Annotated in this window: 20 protein-coding genes; 5 read left to right on the top strand and 15 right to left on the bottom strand. The window is 69.8% G+C overall.

Going from position 1 to position 19,503, the window contains the following annotated elements; all coding sequences use genetic code 11:
* Window positions 1–57 precede the first annotated feature (57 nt).
* Window positions 58–1,083 carry an ROK family protein gene (locus AB0K60_RS03245; RefSeq protein ID WP_364047996.1) on the top strand — a complete coding sequence of 342 codons (1,026 nt, stop codon included), beginning with the start codon at window positions 58–60 and terminating at the stop codon, window positions 1,081–1,083.
* A gap of 247 nt (window positions 1,084–1,330) precedes the next feature.
* On the opposite strand, the gene AB0K60_RS03240 is transcribed toward AB0K60_RS03245, so the two are convergent.
* Together AB0K60_RS03240 and AB0K60_RS03235 are read right to left on the bottom strand one after the other, a co-directional pair.
* The gene (locus tag AB0K60_RS03240) at window positions 1,331–1,516 is read right to left on the bottom strand and encodes a DUF397 domain-containing protein (RefSeq protein WP_364047994.1); all 186 of its coding nucleotides are present in this window, start codon (window positions 1,514–1,516) and stop codon (window positions 1,331–1,333) included.
* Window positions 1,517–1,522: 6 nt separating this feature from the next.
* Window positions 1,523–2,377 (bottom strand): helix-turn-helix transcriptional regulator, encoded by an 855-nt coding sequence (locus AB0K60_RS03235; RefSeq protein WP_364047992.1) that lies wholly within the window; start codon window positions 2,375–2,377, stop codon window positions 1,523–1,525.
* Between the two features lie 357 nt (window positions 2,378–2,734).
* Here AB0K60_RS03235 and AB0K60_RS03230 point away from each other — a divergent pair, with 357 nt between their 5' ends.
* Both AB0K60_RS03230 and AB0K60_RS03225 read left to right on the top strand, forming a co-directional pair.
* Window positions 2,735–3,118: an ATP-binding protein gene (locus AB0K60_RS03230; RefSeq protein ID WP_364047990.1), complete on the top strand. Its 384-nt coding sequence runs from the start codon at window positions 2,735–2,737 to the stop codon at window positions 3,116–3,118.
* Window positions 3,119–3,194: 76 nt separating this feature from the next.
* A complete protein-coding gene (locus AB0K60_RS03225; RefSeq protein ID WP_364047988.1) occupies window positions 3,195–3,509 on the top strand; it encodes a hypothetical protein in 315 nt (104 codons plus the stop codon).
* Between the two features lie 26 nt (window positions 3,510–3,535).
* On the opposite strand, the gene AB0K60_RS03220 is transcribed toward AB0K60_RS03225, so the two are convergent.
* Entirely contained in the window at window positions 3,536–3,781 is a 246-nt protein-coding gene (locus AB0K60_RS03220) for a hypothetical protein (protein WP_364047986.1), read from the bottom strand.
* Between AB0K60_RS03220 and AB0K60_RS03215 the strand changes: the two genes are divergently transcribed.
* Complete coding sequence (locus AB0K60_RS03215; RefSeq protein ID WP_364048157.1) at window positions 3,707–4,111, top strand: hypothetical protein; 405 nt, start codon at window positions 3,707–3,709, stop codon at window positions 4,109–4,111. The genes AB0K60_RS03220 and AB0K60_RS03215 overlap by 75 nt on opposite strands.
* 4 nt (window positions 4,112–4,115) lie before the next feature.
* Here the strand turns inward: AB0K60_RS03215 and AB0K60_RS03210 are convergent, their stop codons facing one another.
* The 7 genes from AB0K60_RS03210 to AB0K60_RS03180 form a co-directional block, all read right to left on the bottom strand.
* Window positions 4,116–5,462 (bottom strand): MFS transporter, encoded by a 1,347-nt coding sequence (locus tag AB0K60_RS03210; RefSeq protein WP_364047984.1) that lies wholly within the window; start codon window positions 5,460–5,462, stop codon window positions 4,116–4,118.
* Between the two features lie 117 nt (window positions 5,463–5,579).
* On the bottom strand, window positions 5,580–7,463 hold the full coding sequence (locus AB0K60_RS03205; RefSeq protein ID WP_364047982.1) for a helix-turn-helix domain-containing protein: 1,884 nt from the start codon (window positions 7,461–7,463) through the stop codon (window positions 5,580–5,582).
* On the bottom strand, window positions 7,464–8,222 hold the full coding sequence (locus AB0K60_RS03200; RefSeq protein WP_364047980.1) for a 3-hydroxybutyrate dehydrogenase: 759 nt from the start codon (window positions 8,220–8,222) through the stop codon (window positions 7,464–7,466).
* A gap of 238 nt (window positions 8,223–8,460) precedes the next feature.
* Entirely contained in the window at window positions 8,461–8,736 is a 276-nt protein-coding gene (locus tag AB0K60_RS03195; RefSeq protein ID WP_364047978.1) for a hypothetical protein, read from the bottom strand.
* Between the two features lie 236 nt (window positions 8,737–8,972).
* On the bottom strand, window positions 8,973–9,374 hold the full coding sequence (locus AB0K60_RS03190; protein WP_364047976.1) for a hypothetical protein: 402 nt from the start codon (window positions 9,372–9,374) through the stop codon (window positions 8,973–8,975).
* A gap of 136 nt (window positions 9,375–9,510) precedes the next feature.
* Window positions 9,511–9,690: a hypothetical protein gene (locus tag AB0K60_RS03185; protein WP_364047974.1), complete on the bottom strand. Its 180-nt coding sequence runs from the start codon at window positions 9,688–9,690 to the stop codon at window positions 9,511–9,513.
* A 443-nt stretch (window positions 9,691–10,133) separates the two neighbouring features.
* Window positions 10,134–12,230, bottom strand: a complete 2,097-nt coding sequence (locus AB0K60_RS03180) for a SpoIIE family protein phosphatase (RefSeq protein ID WP_364047972.1) — start codon at window positions 12,228–12,230, stop codon at window positions 10,134–10,136.
* An 86-nt stretch (window positions 12,231–12,316) separates the two neighbouring features.
* Between AB0K60_RS03180 and polX the strand changes: the two genes are divergently transcribed.
* Complete coding sequence (gene polX / locus AB0K60_RS03175) at window positions 12,317–14,023, top strand: DNA polymerase/3'-5' exonuclease PolX (protein ID WP_364047970.1); 1,707 nt, start codon at window positions 12,317–12,319, stop codon at window positions 14,021–14,023.
* Between the two features lie 202 nt (window positions 14,024–14,225).
* Here the strand turns inward: polX and AB0K60_RS03170 are convergent, their stop codons facing one another.
* From AB0K60_RS03170 to AB0K60_RS03150, 5 genes are all read right to left on the bottom strand, one after another.
* The gene (locus AB0K60_RS03170) at window positions 14,226–15,836 is read right to left on the bottom strand and encodes a cation acetate symporter (RefSeq protein ID WP_364047968.1); all 1,611 of its coding nucleotides are present in this window, start codon (window positions 15,834–15,836) and stop codon (window positions 14,226–14,228) included.
* Complete coding sequence (locus AB0K60_RS03165) at window positions 15,833–16,162, bottom strand: DUF485 domain-containing protein (RefSeq protein ID WP_364047966.1); 330 nt, start codon at window positions 16,160–16,162, stop codon at window positions 15,833–15,835. The genes AB0K60_RS03170 and AB0K60_RS03165 overlap by 4 nt, the downstream gene beginning before the upstream one ends.
* Window positions 16,163–16,317: 155 nt before the next feature.
* Window positions 16,318–18,045, bottom strand: coding sequence for a cation acetate symporter (locus AB0K60_RS03160; RefSeq protein WP_364047964.1), 1,728 nt, complete (start codon window positions 18,043–18,045; stop codon window positions 16,318–16,320).
* A gap of 114 nt (window positions 18,046–18,159) precedes the next feature.
* A complete protein-coding gene (locus AB0K60_RS03155) occupies window positions 18,160–18,576 on the bottom strand; it encodes a hypothetical protein (protein ID WP_364047962.1) in 417 nt (138 codons plus the stop codon).
* A 53-nt stretch (window positions 18,577–18,629) separates the two neighbouring features.
* Entirely contained in the window at window positions 18,630–19,400 is a 771-nt protein-coding gene (locus tag AB0K60_RS03150) for a LytTR family DNA-binding domain-containing protein (RefSeq protein WP_364047960.1), read from the bottom strand.
* Window positions 19,401–19,503 lie beyond the last annotated feature (103 nt).

The following is a 19,503-nucleotide window of genomic DNA, read 5'->3' as shown; positions in this document are numbered from 1 at the left end:
CAAATTGTCAGATTTTGGCACATCGTACTGATCGAGGGTGGGCATTACCTTCGCCGTATGGCTAACGCGGACTGGGTAGTGGTCGGCCTCGACAACGGCGGGACCAGCAACAACGCCACTGTCATCGACGCCTCCGGGCGTTTCCTCGTGGACCGGCTGGTGGAGAACCCCAGCCACGTACGACAGGGCCCCGCCATCGCCGTCGAGGCGCTGGCGCAGGCGATGGCGGGCATCCTCGACCTGACCGGCATCCCCGCCGACCGGGTGCGGGCCGTCGGCCTCGACACCCCCGGCCCGGCGAACGCCGACGGCGTCATCTCCGCCAGGGGCGCCACCAACTTCGGCCACCCCGACTGGCGCGGCTACGACTTCCGGGGCGCACTGGAGGAACGGCTGGGCCTGCCGGTCGTCTACAACAACGACGGCAACGCCGCCGCCCTCTACGCCCACCACGTACGCTTCGGCCCGGCCGCCGCCGCGCACTCCTCGGTCGCCGCGATCGTCGGCACCGGCCTCGGCGGCGGCGTGGTCGAAAGCGGCCACGTCGTCAAGGGCGCGGCGGGCATGGCCGGCGAACTCGGCCACGTCCACATCCCGCTGCACGGCCTACTCGAACCCGACCAGCCGCTACCGAACTGCAACTGCGGCTTCGACGGCGACGCCGAAAGCATCGCCTCCCTCACCGGCATCGAACGCAACCTCCTGCCGTACTGGCTGACCCGCTACCCCGACCACGAACTCGCCACAGTCGAGCCGCTCAACAAGGCCGCCAAGCTACTGCGCGGGTACGGCGAGCGCGGCGACCCAATGGCCCTCAAGATCTTCGAGCAGCAGGCACAGGCGATCGGCCGCCTGTTCACGATCGCCGCCCAGTTCACCGACCCCGACGTCTACTTCCTCGGCGGCGGCGTGGTCGAGGCCGCCCCACACTTCCGCGAATGGTTCCTGGAGCGCGTCCGCGAACACGTGATCCTGCGCGAGGAGCAGCGCCGAGCCTCCGAACTGCTCCTCGTGCACGACCTGGACATGGCCGGCGCCCGCGGCGCCGCCCTCGCCGCCCTACAGACCATCACCGGCACCTGACTACCCGCCCCGACGATCGGCCCCGGCCACCCGCCGGGGCTGACCGCCCGCGCGGCGTGAGTTCCCACCCGCCCGAGCGCCCACCGGCCTCCCCAACCGATCTCAGTGACCGCCCTGAGTGACCGCGCTGACCTAACAGCCCGGCGAACCGACAGCGCCGCCAGTTCGGCCTCCCGCTTGGCCTAACGCCGCAATCACTAAGCGAGCCACTATGCGGGACTCTTCCTGTGGGCACAGGTCCGGTCGATCACTTGACCTTAAGGTCACGGATGAACCTCTGCCAGGCTTTCAATGAGCACACCAGCACACGGCCGTCAGGGTTCTTGGAATCACGAATGGCGATCATTCCGCCTAGACGTGCGACTTCTACGCAGTTGTTGCTGCTGCCCTGCGAGTGGGCGCTTTTGCGCCACTTGACAGTAGACAAGTCCATGACGCCTCACAGCTTGTCGATCATGGCGGACAGGTGGGCGATCGACGCGTCGACACTAAGCGCCGAAGCGCATACGTACTGAAACATCAGCCTATACCTGGTCAGTTCGTGAGGCTCTTCGAGATAGAGGCCGTCCGTCGCGGTTTCCAGGTAGACCACGCTGCGATCACTCGGATCGGCGAAGTCGAGGATCACGAACTGACCGGCCAAGCCCATATGGAGGCCGGCGGACAAGGGCAGTATCTGGACTTTGATGTGCTCCAACGAGCGGGTGTCGAGCAGCTTGCGTAGTTGACGCTCGTGTATGCCTCGGTCGCCGAATGGTCGCAACAGTGCCGCCTCGTCGATGACAGCCCATACCTGGGGCGGTGGCGGGTCGGTTCGGGTGAGAATCTGCTGGCGTTCGAGGCGGGCTTCGATGATGCGCTCGATTTCCTGCTCGCGGGTTATGCCCGCGGCTCCGGCGATCGCCCGGATGTAATCGGCTGTCTGCAGCAGGCCGGGAATCACGTTGATCTCAAAGTTGTGGATGGACGTCGCCTCTGCCTCCAAACCGACATAGCAGCCGGTGAGGACGTCTTTGTAGGCCACCCACCAGCCGCGCTTGCGGGCATCGCGAGCGAGTGACACCAGGGCATCGACGAGGTCGTCGCCGACCTGGTAGAGCGCGCACAGGGCGCGGATGTGGTGAATGTCAGGCCGCTTGGCGTGTCCATTCTCCAGCCGCGAGAGCTTGGCGGTCGACCACTCCAGGGCAGAGGCGACCTCGTCGAGGGTTTTGCCCGCCTGCTCGCGCAGCCTGCGCAGTTCGCGGCCCAGGCGGCGAAGGCGGACCGTCGGGGTGCGATCGATGTCGACCATGCGCATAACTCCTAGTGATTAACAGGACATATTGACGCGTTTCAGATCTGTAAGTTGCAGATCTGGAACGGTCAAGTGCATGATGTGCAGCGTATCAGTTCCCTCACGGAGAGTGATGGCGCTGTCCATGACCATGCAAACCTTCGTCTTCGCCCCCACATACCGGCCCAACCAGGAGTATGTCCTCTTGGCGTCAGGACCCGGGCTGCCCGAGCGGCGCTGGTACCGGCAGTCTCCGTCCGGCCATGGCCGCAACGACCTCATGCCGAGTTCGTGGCTGCCGACCCGCGTCCCGGCCAGCGCTCGCGGCCTGGCTTGGGTCCGGGCCAACGGGCTCACGGGTGCGCGAGTTCCGTCATGAGCGCGCGCCGGGGAGAGTGGATCTTCCCTCCGAGCGTCGAGTGCGTGGGCGAAGCCCGTGAACTCGTCCGGAAGACTCTGGCCGACTGGGGCCTTCCGCACTTCATCGAACGGGTCACGCTCATCGTCAGCGAGCTGACGACCAACGTCGTGCTGCATGCCGCCACACCGCTCACGCTGACCCTGCACGTCGAGCGGGGGGAGCGGCTGCGTGGCCAGGTGGCCGACGGGAGCAGCGATCTTCCGGCCCCCGGACGGCCAAATGACGACGCCGAGGGCGGGCGTGGCTTGGCGATAGTCGACGTTCTGGCGGACGCCTGGGGCATCACGCCCACTGCCAACGGTAAGACCGTCTGGTTCGAATGCCGTGAGACCTGCTGATGGGAGGCATTCAAGACGGCCGATGCCGTTCGGCCGAGATGGTCACTCCGCCCATGGCCTGCGGCACCCGGAGCCGGTGTACGCCCCCACCCTCGCCTGTACGGCCAAAGGCCGCGACATCGTGACGGCGTTCCATGCCGCCGAACGGCTGCGCGCTGAACTGGCTCGTCTCCAAGTACCTGGCGTGGTCAACCACGGCTACGGGTACGCCGTGGTGTCGGTGTCGGCGAGCCTGACGGTGTGGACGGACGGCCGCCGGTACTGGTGGCGCGCTGCCTGGAACCCTGTACGCGGCCGATACGTCTACGCCTGGCATACCGCGGATGAACCGGATCGCGCGGCACGCCGCGTCGCGGCGCGCTATGCCCGGATGCGCCGGAGGCACCAGTAGGCCGGTCGACCCAACGAATCGAAACCTTATTCATGTCCGGCCAGGGCACTGTTCACCAAGGCCAGCAGGGGATGCGAAGGCGACCTGCGGACGAGACGGGCGAGCCGATGCTGGCGGCAACGGCGAAGCCCGGTCGGTGGTGCGCAGCAGCAGTTCGGCCACGGGGTGCCGCTCGGCGTCGTAGGAGTCCCGCCGGTGTGGCCGTGCTCGACCGCCGCGATCTTCCACGCCGGGTTGTACGCGTCCTGAATCCGGTGTTCATGTCCCTGCACGCCGACGGGGCTGTGGATGTGCGCGGCGTCCCCCCGGCGAGGAAGACCCTGCCCTCCAGAAGCGGGGCCTTCGTGCAGGAGGCGCAGGCGATCGGCCGCCTGTTCACGATCGCCGCCCAGTTCACCGACCCCGACGTCTACTTCCTCGGCGGCGGCGTGGTCGAGGCCGCCCCGCACTTCCGCGAATGGTTCCTGGAGCGCGTCCGCGAACACGTGATCCTGCGCGAGGAGCAGCGCCGGGCCTCCGAACTGCTCCTCGTGCACGACCTGGACATGGCCGGCGCCCGCGGCGCGGCCCTCGCCGCCCTGCAGACCGTCACCGGCGCCTGATCGCCTACTCCGGCGTGATCGCCGTACCCGACGAAACCGAGCCGCTCTCGGCGCCGCCGTCCGCCGCGACGCCGAGGGTGGCAAGGTCGCGTCCCCGGGTCTCCCCGGCCAGCAGCACCGTGACGAGGGTGAGCAGCGCGCCCGCCGCGACGTACAGGGCGATCGGTACGAAGCTGTCGTAGGCGTCCAGGAGCGCCACCGCGATCAGCGGGGCGAGGCCGCCCGCGGCGACCGAGGCGAGTTGGTAGCCGATCGAGATGCCCGAGTACCGGACCCGGGTGGCGAACAGTTCGGAGAAGAACGCGGCCTGCGGGCCGTACATCGCGCCGTGCAGGGTGAGGCCGACGGCCACCGCGATCGCGACGGCGGCGAAGCTCTCGGTGTCAATCAGCGGGAAGAACGCGAAGGCCCACAGGCCTACCCCGGCCGCGCCGAGCAGGTACACCGGCCGCCGCCCGATCCGGTCCGACAGCGCGCCCCACAGCGGGATCACCACCAGGTGCACCACCGAGCCGATCAGCACCGCGTTGAGCACCGTGCCCCGCTCCAGGCCCGCCGGGCCGGTGCCGTACACCAGCACGAACGCGGTGATCACGTAGTAGGAGGCGTTCTCGGCGAACCGCGCCCCGAGCGCCACGCCCACGTCGCGCCAGTGGTGGCGGAAGGCGTCGACGATCGGGACGGTCCGCTGCGGCTCCCGGCGGGCCAGGGCCTCCTGGAAGACGGGCGTCTCGCCGACCGACAGCCGGATCCACAGCCCGATCGCCACCAGCACGCCCGATAGCAGGAACGGCACCCGCCAGCCCCAGCTCAGGAACGCCTCGTCGGTCTGCACGGCGGCGAGCAGCGCCAGTACGGCCGTGGCGAGCAGGTTCCCGGTCGGCACCCCCGCCTGCGGCCAGGACGCCCAGAAGCCGCGCCGCCGGGCGTCGCCGTGCTCGGTGACGAGCAGGACCGCGCCGCCCCACTCGCCGCCCAGCGCGAAGCCCTGCACCAACCGCAGCGCGGTGAGCAGCAGCGGCGCGGCGGTGCCGATGCTCGCGTGGGTGGGCAGGCAGCCGATGAGGAACGTCGCGCCGCCCATCAGCAGCAGGCTGATCACCAGCAGCGTCTTGCGGCCCAGCCGGTCGCCGTAGTGGCCGAACACGAGCCCGCCGAGCGGCCGGGCCACGAAGCCGACCGCGTAGGTGAGGAAGGCCAGCAGGGTGCCGGTGAGCGGCTCGCTCTCGGGGAAGAACAGCGTGTTGAAGACGAGGGCGGCGGCGGAGCCGTACAGGAAGAAGTCGTACCACTCGATGGTGGTGCCGACCATGCTCGCGCCGACGACCTTTCCGATGGGTGTGGGCTTCATGGCACCGACCCTTCGACGGGGGGATTTCCGCCACGGTACGAAGTGATCTGCACCACTCATATGGGTGCGCGCCCCATAGTCGTAAGGGGTGTCATGTGGGTGGCGGACGAGGCCGCGTCAGCCGTTTCGGCCCGGCTGCGTCAGCCGGTGCAGTTTCAGCGCGAGCTGGATCTCCAGGGCCCGGCCCGGCTCCTGCCATCCCTCCCCGAGCAGCCGTCCCATCCGGTCCAGGCGCTGGGTGACGGTGTTGACGTGGATGTGCAGCGCCTCGGCGGCACGCGCCTGCGAGCCTCCAGTGGCGAAGTACGCCTCCAGGGTGGCGACCAGCGCGGTGCCGCGCCGCTCGTCGTAGTCGAGCAGCGGACCGAGCACGGACCGGACGAATCCGCCCACATCCTGCCGGTCTCCCATCAGCAGCCCGACGAACCCGAGCTCCTCGGGCCCCGCGCCGTCCCCGGTACGGCCCAGCGCCCGCAGCGCGTCCGCGCACCGCCGCGCCTCGGCGTGCGCGCCCGGCACCCCTTCCGGCCCCCGGACCGGGCCCGACGCCCCGGCCGTGACGGGCGTGCCGAGCGAGGCCCCCAGTTCGGCGGCGACCTGCCGCGCCAGCGCGCCGGGCCGGTCCCCCGGCAGCAGCAGGACGACCTCGCCGTCCCGGCCGCCGGCGAGCCCGCCGTACAGGGCGGCCTGGGAGGAGGCCCAGAACGCGGCCCGCTCCCGCTGCCCCTCGTGCCGCGCCACCACGAGCACGTGGGCGGCGTCGAGATCCACGCCCAGCCGCCCGGCCCGGTCCCGCGGCCCCTCCCCCCACCGGCCGGCGATCAGGTCGTCGAGCAGTTCGCCGCGTACCCGCTCCTCGGCCTCGGCCACGCTGCGCCGGAACAGCAGCAGCAGGGCGGTGACGATCGCGGCCCGTTCCAGGATCGGCAGGTCGGCGTCCGGCACCGTCCCGGCGGCCCGCAGCACCAGCGTGCACATGGGCTCCCCGCCCACGTCCACCGAGGCCACCAGCAGGTCGCCCCGCCGTACGGTGCGGCCGAGCGCCCGCGACGACCGCGCCGCGTCCAGCACCGCCTCCATTGGGAACGGCGCCGCGTCCTTGCCCTTCGACGCGGGGCACGCCTCATGGATGGGCCGTCCGGCACCGTCGAGGACGGTGAGCGTGCCGCCGAGCACCTCGGTGACCACGGCCGCCAGGTCCTCCACCCCGCCACCGCGCAGCACCAGCCCGGTCATCCGGTCGTGCGCGAGCGCCGCCCGCTCCACCGCCTCGCTGTGCGCCCGGATCAGCCGGTTCGCCTCGCTCAGCTCATCGAGCGCCGCCCGCGTCTCCTGCAGCAGCCGCGCGTTGTCGATCGCCACGGCGGCGTGCGCCCCGAGCGACACCAGCAGCGCCACCTCCTCGCGCGGAAACGGCCGCGCGCTGCGGTTCGCGGCGAACAGCACCCCGATCACCCGGCTGCCCAGCTTCATCGGCACCCCGAGGATCGCGACCAGCCCTTCGTCCCGCACCGCCGTGTCGATCGGCGTGGTGTGCATGAACCGCTCGTCCGTCAGATAGTCCGGCGTCGTGTACGGCGTCGCCGTCTGCGCGACCAGCCCGCCGAGCCCCTCCCCCATGCCCAGCCGCAGCCCCCGAAACCGGGGCGAAATGGCCCCGTCGGTGACCCGGATGTAGGTGTCCCCGTGCGCGGGATCGTCCAGCGCCATGTAGGCGATGTCGCACCCCAGCAGCCGCCGCACCCGCCGTACGATCGCCTCGAGCACCGCGTCGAGATCGCGCAGTGCGGCCAGGTCCCCGGCGGTGTCGAACAGCGCCGCCAGCTCGGCCTCCCGCTTGGCCCGGTGCCGCAGCAGCCCCCGCACCTTCAGCGCCGCGACCTTGGCCTCCTCCAGCGGCCCGGTGTCCAGCCCCGCCGCCCGCGCCGCCAGCACCGGCCCCTCGAACTCGACCGCCGACGCCTCCCGCGCCAGCAGGTCGAGAAAAACCCGCGCGTCCACCTACCGCGCGGTCCATCCACCATCGACCGGCAACGACGCCCCTGTGATGAACGACGCCGCCGGCCCGCACAGGTACGCGACCAGCTCCGCCACCTCCTCCGGCTCGATCAGCCGCTTGATCGCCGCAGGCTCCAGCATGATCTTCTCGATCACCTCGTCCCGCCCGATCCCATGCGTCGCCGCCTGATCGTCGATCTGCCCGTCCACCAGCGGCGTCCGCACGTACGCCGGACACACGCAGTTCGACGTCACCCCGTGCGCCGCCCCCTCCATAGCGATCACCTTGGACAACCCCTCCAGCGCGTGCTTGGCCGTGACATAAGCCGACTTGTACGGCGAAGCCCGATGCCCATGCACCGAGGAGACGTTCACCACCCGCCCCCACCCGCGCTCGTACATCCCCGGCAACACCGCCCGCACCAGCAAAAACGCCGCCTCCACCTGCACTTTGAGGATCTTCGCGAACACCTCCGGCGGAAACTCCTCAATCGGCGCCACATGCTGAAACCCCGCGTTGTTCACGAGGATGTCCACATCCAGCCGCCCCGCCCCCAGCCCCGCCACCACCGTCTCGACGACCCCGTCCTCACTCAGATCGGCGGCAACGGCCACACCCCCGACCTCCCCCGCCACCTTCTCCGCACTGTCCGCCCGCGCGTCCAGCACGATCACCCTGGCCCCCGCCTCGGCGAGCCGATGCGCGCATGCCCTCCCGATGCCACTGCCACCCCCGGTGACCAGCGCGGTACGTCCATCCATACCCCGACCCTACGCGCACCTCCACGACTGGCCTATGGAACTCCAACACATACACAAACGCTGTAGTGTGGCTTCCCGCCATGTAGCGATCCCTATTCGACCGCCAAGCGCGCGACTGCGCACCCGCCTCCTCTTCGCAGGTCGCAGGCGCTCGTGCCGTCCCAGGTCTCCGCCTGGCATCCCGTAGGAGGGACAGAGCCGGGTGAATCACGATCACGGACAAGGGGAGCTGATGACATCATTCGATCATCAGGTTACGAGATTCGGCCACGAAGCAATCTCGATTTGGCGATGCCGATGGCCATAGCATCAGGCGAACCGGAATATCCCCAACCTGGGGATCGATGCCGACTACGGCGTCGCTCCACTCCCGCCCTTCGCGTAGGGCAACCGCAAGAAACCATTTACCATCCCAGCATTTCGGATCGCGGAACTCCACCACCCACTCGTCGGTCGTTGAGTCGAAGAAGTCAGTTACTTCTATGAGTCCATTCTCAAACGCCTCTGCAACCATGAATCTGTTCTCAACCTAAGAAACCTATAACGTTGCCCGCCCGGTTAAACCTGGCTCCACGCCCGTCTGCTTACCCTGCAACACCTGTACGCAACAACACGATGTGCCCCGTCGCATCAGGCGCGATTCTCGTATCGGCCGGATGGGACGGGATCATCTCCCCACCGCCTCCCCTGACCCTGGAAACACTCGCCGCCCCACCGCGATCAGGCGAGAAAACCGTTGGCCGGTATGAATCAGCCATCCGAAGATGTGTACACCACCACCTTAGTCGCAATAGCGTTGATCGCCGTCGGACCGACGATCCGCAGCCAGCGGAGTTCCGGCAACCCGTCGAATCTCGCCACGAGTTTCGCGGCTTGCTCGGGCCACGGGGAGCCCACCTGCGGCAGGTAGGTGACGGAGATTTCATCGACAAAGGAGCCGCTGATATCGTCGCCCTCACTGAGGGAGAAGCATCGCACGCCTTCTAGAAGTACACCTACCGACTCCCAATTCCGGCATTGCGTGAGCTTCAGATCCACATAGCCGATCTTCCCGCCGAAATATGTCGCAACAGAATCAATGAAGCTGCCTTCACAGTGCGCAAAGATTTGGTTGTATCGCCGGCAGGCCGTTTCAACCTCGCTTTTCAGCACTGCAAACTCTCCCCCATGGTCATGGTCGAGTATCCTATTTCTGTTCCGCTCCCACCGCCGGGTCATTCTTCCGTGATCGGAAATTCATTCGATGCAACCGCCGCCTTCCCATTTCTGACCATCCACCGGAAACAGCTCAACCGTAGAGGTCTTCCAGCGTCACCGTGATCACCCGCTCCCGGGGAAACGAGCCGGCCGGGTTCGGCTCGACGTTGGCGCCCGCGTGGCAGAGCAGGGCTGTGTCGGCGGTGTCGTAACCGCGGTCGGCGAGTAGCTCGCGGGCACGTCGCAACCGCTCGACGTGAGACGCGCCCATCTTTTCTCCCCACTTGGCTTCTCCCACCGACGTGGGCGGTGCGGCTCGGCGGGAGCGAGCACGGCCACGTCGATCTGAATTTGCGTGCGCCGCGCGGAATCGTTGACCACGCCGGAGCCGATCTCTCCCGGCAGCTCGGCGAAAAATCCTGCCGGGGCGGTCAGGGCGTGCTGACGGCACAGCTCCTCGAAATGCGGTCCGACGACCTGGGCGTGGAATCGGGGGGCCGCGTCTTCCCACACCATCGCCGACCTTCCACTTTCCAGCAGGCCCCACTCCTACGAATCGTACTTCGTTGCGTTCGCGGCGTCCTCGACCGACGGTGCTACTGCCGGGCGGGGCGGTGCCGAGCCGGGCAGGGCGGAGCGCCGAAGCGCGTGCGGGTTCACTCGATGCAGGTCGCATGCGCACGGCAGGACGGGAGCCAGGCCGGTTAGGTGGGGTCAGGTGGGGATTGGCTGGCGGGTCGGGGTGTGGATGGTCTGTTCGGCCCAGATGATTTTGCCGGTGGCGCTTTGGCGGGTGCCCCAGCGGTCGGTGAGTTGGGCGACGAGGAGGAGGCCGCGGCCGCCCTCGTCCATGGCGCGGGCGCGGCGGAGGTGGGGGACGGTGCCGCTGTTGTCGGAGACCTCGCAGATGAGGGCGCGGTCGTGGATGAGGCGGAGGTGGATGGGTGGGGCGGCGTGGCGGATGGCGTTGGTGACGAGTTCGCTGACGATGAGTTCGGTGACGAAGACGGCGTCGTCGAGGCCCCAGCGTTCGAGTTGGTCGGTGGCGAGTTTGCGGGCCTCGGAGACGTAGGAGGGGTCGGCGGGGATGTCCCAGGTGGCGACCCGGTCGGAGTTGAGGGCTCGGGTGCGGGCGATGAGGAGGGCGACGTCGTCGACGGGGCGGTCGGGGAGCAGGGCGGCGAGGACGTCGTCGGCGGTGACCTCGGGGGACGGGTCGGCGTTGGAGACGGTGCGGCGCAGGCGCTCCTGGCCGACGTCGATGTCGTGGGTGCGGGACTCGATGAGGCCGTCGGTGTAGAGGACGAGGGTGCTGCCCTCGGGGAGTCGCATCTCGACGGATTCGAAGGGGAGGCCGCCCAGGCCGAGCGGGGGCCCGACGGGGATGTCGGGGAAGGACGCGATGCCGTCGGGGGCGACGATGGCGGGGGCGGGGTGGCCGGCGCGGGCCATCGTGACGCACTGGGAGACGGGGTCGTAGACGGCGTAGACGCAACTGGCGCCGACGTCGCCGAGGTCGTCGCCCGGGGCCGGGCCGGCCTCGGCGGACAGCCGGGCCACCAGGTCGTCGAGCCGGGTGAGCAGCTCGTCGGGCGGCAGATCGACGTCGGCGAGGGTGCGTACGGCGGTGCGCAGTCGGCCCATCGTCGCCGAGGCGTGCAGGCCGTGCCCGACGACGTCGCCGACGACGAGGGCGACCCGCGCCCCGGACAGCGGGATCACGTCGAACCAGTCGCCGCCGACGCCCACGTGCGAGCCGGTCGGCAGGTAGCGGGTGGCGACCTCGACCGCGGACAGCTCGGGCAGCCGCTGCGGCAGCAGGCTGCGCTGCAGCGCCACGGCGGTGGCCCGCTCGCGGCTGTAGCGGCGGGCGTTGTCGACGGAGAACGCGGCCCGCGAGGTGAGCTCCTCGGCGAGGAACAAATCGTCCTGCGAGAACTGCTCGGGGTGGGTGAGCCGGGCGAACAGGACCACGCCGAGGGTGATCCCCCGGGCGCGCATCGGCACGGCCATCATCGAGTAGAACCCGTATTCGCGCACCCGCTCGGCGCGTACCGGATCCGCGGCGATCCATCGGTAAAAGTCGGGGTCGTGGTGGCCGGTGAGGATCGGCACCCCGGCGGCGAGGGCGCGGGCGGGCGCGGAGAAGTCCGGGTAGACGGTCAGCTCCCCCACCTCGGCGGCGGCCTCGGGCACGGCCACGCGGATCGAGCGCTGGGCCACCCGGCGCAGCGGCACCCAGCCGGACACCGGGCCGGGGCTGGGCTCGTCGCCGCGCAGCACCGAGTCGAGCAGGTCGACGCTGGCGAAGTCGGTGAAGCGCGGCACGACCAGGTCGGTGAGCTCGCGGGCGGTGCGCGAGACGTCCAGGGTGGTGCCGACGCTGGTGCTGGCCTCGTTCAGCAGCATCAGGCGCTGGCGGGTCCAGTACTGCTCGGTGAAGTCGAGCGCGCCCACCTGCACACCCCGGACCCGTCCCTCCTCGTCCTTGAGCGGGGAGACGAGAACGGTCCAGGCGTGCTCGCGCGCCTCCCCGGGCACCCGGCGGAAGGTGTGCAGCACCTGCGGCTCGCCGGTCTGGAGCACCTGCCGTACGTGCCGCTCCATGGCGTCGTACTGGTGGCCCTTCAGCACGTCGGTGAGGCGCCGCCCGATCAGGTCCTCGGGTCTGATGTTGAACAGCCGGGCCATGTGCTCGCTGATCCGCAGGCAGACCAGGTGCTCGTCGTGCACCGCCAGGGCGAACGGGGACTGGGCGAACGCCAGCCGGAACAGCGCATCGCCCGAACGGATATCCGCCCATCTGTCCACCGGCGCCTATGCCACCCCTATCATCGTCACCCCAGGTCAGACGATATGTACTCTAGCCGAAGCAGGCCAGGCCGTACGCTTTCCCCATGGCACGGGCAAACGACGCGGCAGCGGCGGCGCTTCAGGAGTACGCGGAGCTGTTCGCGCTCACCGGCGGGGACGCCTTCCGGGTGCGCAGCTATCAGAAGGCGGCCAAGGCGATCGCCGGTCATCCGGAGGACATCTCGGTCGTCGACGTGCGCGAGGTGCCCGGCGTCGGCGAGGCGATCGCGAAGAAGATGGAGGAGTTCCTCCGCCGGGGCAGCTTCCGGCAGCTCGACGAGCTGCGCGCCCTGGTGCCCGAGGGCGTGCGGCGGCTCACCCGCATCCCGAGCCTCGGCCCGAAGACGGCGCTGCTGCTGTTCAACGAGTACGGCATCGACTCCCCCGACGCGCTCGCCGAGGCGATCCGCGCCGGGCGGCTCAAAGGCCGCAAGGGCTTCGGCCCGAAGACCGAGGCGAACCTGCTCAAGGGCATCGAGCAGCTCCGGCGGTCCGGCGCGCGGGTGCACCTGGGCGTGGCCACCGCCCTCGCCGAGCAGGTCCTCGCCTCGCTGCGGGAGGTCCCGGGCGTCAACCGGGTCGCGTACGCCGGGTCGCTGCGCCGCATGCGGGAGACGATCGGCGACATCGACGTGCTCGCCACCGCCGACGATCCGGCGGCGCTGATGGACGCCTTCCGGCGGCAGCCGTACGTCACCGAGGTGATCGCGAGCGGCGAGGCGAAGACCTCCGTGCTCACCGGGCCGGGGCTCCAGGTGGACCTGCGGGTGGTGCCGGCCGGGTCGTGGGGGGCGGCCCTGCAGTACTTCACCGGCTCCAAGGAGCACAACGTACGGCTGCGCGAGATCTGCGTGAAGCGCGGCTGGAAGCTGTCGGAGTACGGCCTGTTCGAGGGCGAGCGGGTGATCGCCGCCGAGACCGAGGAGGAGATCTACGCCGCGCTCGGCATGCCGTGGGTGCCGCCGACGCTGCGCGAGGACGGCGGCGAGATCGAGGCGGCGCTGCGCGGGGAGCTGCCGCGCCTGGTGACCCTGGAGGACGTCCGCGGCGACCTGCACACGCACACCGACCTCACCGACGGGGTGGCGTCGCTGGAGGAGATGGTCGCGGCGGCGGCGCGGCGCGGGTACGCGTACTACGCGGTGACCGACCACGCGCCAGACCTGGTGATGCAGCGGATGACGCTGGAGAAGGCGCTGGCGCAGCGCGAGCGGGTGCGCCGGCTGCAGGAGTCCCATCCGGACCTGCGGCTGCTGCACGGCACCGAGCTGAACATCGGCCCGGACGGCACGGTGGACTGGCCGGCGGAGGTGCTCGACGGCTTCGACGTCTGCGTCGCGTCCGTCCACTCGCATTTCACCCAGTCCTCGGAGGAGATGACCCGGCGGCTCATCGCCGCCTGTGAGAACCCGGGGGTGCACATCATCGGGCACCCCACGACCCGCAAGATCGGCAAGCGGCCCCCGGTGGAGGCCGACTGGGACGCGGTGTTCCGCGCCGCCGCCCGCACCGGGACGGCGATGGAGATCGACTCCTACCCCGACCGCGCCGACCTGCCGTCCGATCTGGTACGGCTGGCGCGCCACCACGGGGTGAAGTTCTCCATCGACAGCGACGCCCACGCCGTGCCGCATCTGGCGCACCAGCGGTTCGGCGTCGGCATCGCCCAGCGAGCCTGGCTGACCCGCGAGGATGTGATCAACACCTGGCCGCTGGAGCGGCTGCTCGCCTTCCTGCGAGGTTCCCGCTGACCCGGACCCGGACCCGGAGCCGGCCTCCGGGTGACCCGGGGCCCGCGCCGGGGCTCGGATGCGCACCGGGACGCCCCAGAGGTCCTGGCACGCATCCGAGCCTTTCCGTTCTTTCCGACTTTTCCCGACCCTCTGGTTGCCCTCTGGTGGGGATGACCGGCCCTCCAGGACCCCAGGACCCCTGGAGGGCCGGCGAGGATCGTCAGTGCAGCGACGCCTTCTCGGCGCCCGCGCCGGTGAGGGAGCGGACCTCGATCTCGGCGAACTTGGTCGCGTTGTACTCCTTGCTGAGGATCGTGCCGAGGTAGCCGCACAGGAAGCCGAGCGGGATCGACACGATGCCGGGGTTGTCCAGCGGGAACCAGTGGAAGTCCACGTCGGGGAACAGCGAGGTCGGCTTGCCCGAGCCCACCGGCGAGAAGATCACCAGGACCACCGCCGAGATGAGACCGCCGTAGATCGCCCAGACGGCGCCCGAGGTGTTGAACCGCTTCCAGAACAGGCTGTACAGGATGGCGGGCAGGTTGCCGGAGGCCGCGACCGCGAACGCCAGGGCGACCAGGAAGGCCACGTTCAGGCCCTGGGCGAGGATGCCCAGGCCGATCGCCGCGATGCCGATGACGAAGGCGGCGATCCGCGCGACGACCATCTCCTGGCGCTCGGTGACGTTGCCGCGCTTGAACACGTGCGCGTACAGGTCGTGGGCGAAGGAGGAGGACGAGGCGAGGGTGAGGCCGGCGACCACGGCGAGAATCGTGGCGAACGCCACCGCCGCGATGACCGCCAGCAGGATGGTGCCGCCCGTCTCACCGAAGATCAGCTCTCCGGCGGCCTGGGCGAGTTGCGGGGCGGCGGTGTTGCCGGCCGCGTTCTGCTTGCGGATCGCCTCGCTGCCGACCAGGGCGGCGGCGCCGAAGCCGAGGACGAGGGTGAGCAGGTAGAACGCGCCGATGATGCCGATGCCCCAGTTGACCGACTTGCGGGCTTCCTTGGCCGTCGGGACGGTGTAGAAGCGGATGAGGATGTGCGGCAGACCGGCGGTGCCGAGGACCAGGGCGAGGCCCAGGCTGATCAGGTCGATGATGCCGGTGATGCCCTGCGCGTCGGTGGCATACCGTCCGCCCGGCTCAAGGAACTGGTCGCCCTTGCCGCTCTGCTCCGCGGCGGTGCCGAGCAGGGTGGACAGGTTGAAGCCGTACTTGCCGAGCACCAGCAGGGTGATCAGGGCCGCGCCCGACATGAGCAGGACGGCCTTGACGATCTGGACCCAGGTGGTGCCCTTCATGCCGCCGAACACCACGTAAATGATCATCAGGAGGCCGACGACCGCGATCGTGCCGGCCTTGGCCGCCTCGCCCTGGATGCCGAACAGCAGGCCCACCAGGGCGCCGGCGCCGACCATCTGGGCGAGCAGGTAGAAGATGGACACCGTGATCGTGGAGACGCCGGCGGCGGTGCGCACCGGGCGGGGGCTCATCCGGAAGGCGAGCACGTCCGCCATGGTGAACTTGCCGGAGTTACGCATCAGCTCGGCGACCAGGAGCAGCGCCACCAGCCACGCGACCAGGAAGCCGATCGAGTAGAGGAATCCGTCGTAACCGTAGAGCGCGATGATGCCGGCGATGCCGAGGAACGAGGCCGCCGACATGTAGTCGCCGCCGATGGCCAGGCCGTTCTGCACGCCGCTGAACGACCGGCCGCCCGCGTAATAGTCCGCCGCGGTCCTGGTGTTCTTGCTGGCCCAGAAGGTGATGCCGATCGTCCCCGCGACGAACACCACGAAAAGGATGATGGAAAGGACGTGCTGGTTCATCGGCTCTTCTCCTCGACCTCATGACGGAGCTCGTCGGCGATCGGGTCGAGTTTCGTCGCCGCGTGCCGCGAGTACGCCCATGCGATGAGGAAGGTGGACACGAACTGCAGCAGGCCGAAGATCAACGCCACGTTGATGTTGCCGAGCACCTTCGCCGACATGAAATCGCGAGCAACGCCGGAAAGGATCACGTAGAGCAGGTACCACGCCAGGAAGGCGACGGTCGCCGGGAAAGTCCAGTTCCGGAACTTTCTGCGCAGTTCCTGAAACCGGTCACTTGCCTGAATTTGTTCGTAGATCGTCGTATCGTGCTGCCTGGTGGTCACGGCACCTCCTACGGCTGTGATCTGGATCACGCATAACGTAGGAGGCTATCGCCACCCCTTACGAGACCGGAACGGCGACAATCGGCCAGTCGTCCACCTATCGCGCCCAGCCCGACATCCGTTGCGATGAGTGGTAGGAATCCTGCGGTGAGCGGTCAGGCGGACCGCGGATGCCAATTGCCGCGGTCGACCTTCAGCGTCTCCGGGGTGTGCAGCCGGACCATCGTGCGGGCGACCCCCGGGGGCACCTTCCGGGGCGTGGCCAGCGATACCACGATCATGACGATGAAGGAGATCGGCACCGTCCAGGCGGCCGGCTGGGCGAGCAGCGCCCCCCACCATCCCCCGTACGGCCCGCCGATGATCGTGGCCGCCACCGCCACCCCGGCCAGCCCGCCGCCCGCGAGCAGCCCCGCCATCGCGCCCACGGTGGTCAGCCGCCGCCACCAGATGCCGAGCACCAGCAGCGGGCAGAACGACGAGGCGGCGACGGCGAACGCCAGCCCCACCACGTCGGCCACCGCCAGCGCCCGCGCCACCATCGCCAGCGCCAGCGGGGCGATCACCGCCAGCACGGTGGCGACGCGGAACGCGCGCACCCCGCCGCCGAGGATGTCCTGCCCGATCACCCCGGCCACCGACACCGTCAGCCCCGAGGAGGTGGACAGGAACGCCGCGAACGCCCCCGCCGCGACCAGGGCGGTGAGCAGCTCGCCGAGCGTGCCCCCGATCAGCCGGCCCGGCAGGGTCAGCACCACCGCGTCGGTGCGGCCGGTCATCAGCAGCTCGGGCGTGTAGAGGCGGCCGAGCGCGCCGTACACGGCGGGCAGCAGGTAGAACGCGCCGAGCAGCGACAGCACCACCAGCGTCGTACGGCGGGCGGCCCGGCCGTCCGGGTTGGTGTAGAAGCGGACCAGCACGTGCGGCAGGCCCATCGTGCCGAGGAAGGTGGCCAGGATCAGGGAGTAAGTCGCGTAGACCGGATGGTCGCGGCCCTGCAGCGGCAGCGCCCACTCGTGGTCGGTCAGCGCGGGCAGGTTGTCCACGTGCGGCACCGCCGTACCGGCGGGGAAGGTCATCGTGGCGTCGTGCCGGACCCGGTGCGCCCCCTCGGTGAGGGTCACCGGGCCGTTCGCCGCCCGGCCGTCGAGGGTGCCGGAGACGCTCACCCACACCGTCTGCTCCACCTCGATCGTCACGTCCGTGGCGAAGGTGACGGTGGTCTTCTCGGCGAAGACCGGCAGGCCGTCGCGCACGATGTCCGGGCGGCCGTCGGCGTGCCAGGCGAACAGCGCGAACATGAGCGGGAGCGCGAGCGCGGTCAGCTTCAGCCAGTACTGGAACGCCTGCACGAAGGTGATCGACCGCATGCCGCCGGACAGCACGTTGACCGCGACCACCACCGCGACCAGCACCCCGCCGGCCCACACCGGCGCCCCGGTGACGCCCCGCAGCACCAGGCCGGCGCTCTGGAACTGCGGCATCAGGTAGAGCCAGCCGATGAGCACCACCAGGACGCTCGCCGTACGGCGTACCGCCATGGACTCCAGGCGCGCCTCGGCGAAGTCCGGCAGCGTGTAGGCGCCCGAGCGGCGCAGCGGTGCCGAGACGAGCACCAGCAGCACCAGGTAGCCGCCCGTCCAGCCGACCGGCAGCCACAGCATGTCCGCGCCGTAGGCGAGGATCAGGCCGGCGATGCCGAGGAACGACGCGCCGGACAGGTACTCGCCGCCGATCGCCGAGGCGTTCCACAGCGGGGAGACCGTACGCGAGGCGACGTAGAAGTCCGAGGTGGTCCGGGACAGGCGGATGCCGAAGGCGCCGATCAGGACCGTCGCCATGACCACCAGCAGCACGGCGGCGACGCCGTAGGCCGAGCTCATCGCCGTCGTCTCACCGTCGGTCCGATGGCGGGCGGCGCGCCTTCGACCGGCCGCTCACGGGCGGTACGGTCACGGACTCGGCGATCACGGGCGGTGGGGTCATGGGCGGTCGGGTCATGGGCGGTCGACCAGCTCGGCGAAGTCGCGCTCGTTGCGCTCGGCGCTGCGCACGTAGAAGTAGCCGCCGAGCACGAGCAGCGGGTAGATCAGCCCGCCGAGCAGCACCCACGGCAGCGGCAGGCCGAGCACCTTGAGCTCGCGCAACCCCGGGACCAGCAGGAACAGCAGCGGCAGGCCCCCGACCACGCAGCCGAGAAGCGTGCACACGAACAGGCCGAGCCGAAGCTGGGTGCGCACCAGCGAGCGCATGTAGACCTCGCCGAGCTGGGTCTGCTCGTCGATCTCTCGGGTGGGCGAGTGCCGGGGGCGGCGGGCCGCGAGCGTGCGCGGGCTCGTCACCGTCTCTCGGCGCGGCCGGTCCATCGGCCGGCGCTCGGTCTGACGTCTCTCCGGGGTGCGCTTGTCCGGCATGCGTTTCTCCGGCGCGTGCCTCTCCGGCGTACGCCGGTCGCCGGGACGCGGATTCACTCGCCCCGCCCCGGCCGAGCCCGGCGCACCAGCAGGTCGCGCAGTTCCCGGGTGTGGCGGCGGCTGACCGGGATCTCGGTGTCCCCGATCCGGACGGTGCACCGCCCGGAGTCCAGGTGCAGCTCGTCGATGTGCTTCACCGAGACCAGGTGGCTGCGGTGCACCCGTACGAAGCCGGCCGCGCCCCACCGGTCCTCCAGCACGGCCAGCGGAATGCGCACCAGATGGCTGCCGGAGGAGGTGTGCAGCCGGGCGTAGTCGCCCTGCGCCTCCACATAGCGCACGTCGGTGCTCGCCACGAACCGGGTCACCCCGCCCAATTCCACCGGAATCGTCTCGCCCTCGGCGGCGGCACGGGCGGCGCCGTCGGATTCGGCCGCGTCCGGCGAGGCCGCGTGCACCCGGCGGATCGCCTCGGCCAGGCGGTCCGGCCGTACCGGCTTGAGCAGGTAGTCCTCGGCCTTGATCTCGAAGGCGTCGACCGCGTGCTCCTCGTACGCGGTGACGAACACGACACGGGGCGGCCGGGCGAACTGCGCCAGCAACCTGCCGAGCACCACCCCGTCGAGCCCACGCATGCGGATGTCGAGGAACACCGCCTCGATCGGCCGCCCCTCCGCCAGCGCCCGATCCAGCAGCCGCAACGCCGAGGCCCCGTCGCGAGCCGTGAGCACCTCCCCGATCCTGGAATCGGCTCGTAGCAGATACGCCAGATCCTCCAGGGCGGGCTGCTCGTCATCCACCGCCAGGACTCTCAGGCCGGCCACGTTCACTCCCCAATGCTTACTACGAATGTCCTTGAGCGTGATGAATCCGACATCCAATGTCAACGCTGGCCACCTAGAGCATTCGTCCTGACCTGGAGGACTG

It is taken from the genome of Thermopolyspora sp. NPDC052614 (assembly GCF_040678635.1).
Lineage (GTDB): Bacteria > Actinomycetota > Actinomycetes > Streptosporangiales > Streptosporangiaceae > Thermopolyspora.
Note: the sequence above shows the minus strand (reverse complement) of the source record. Positions and strands in the feature narration are given on the sequence as shown.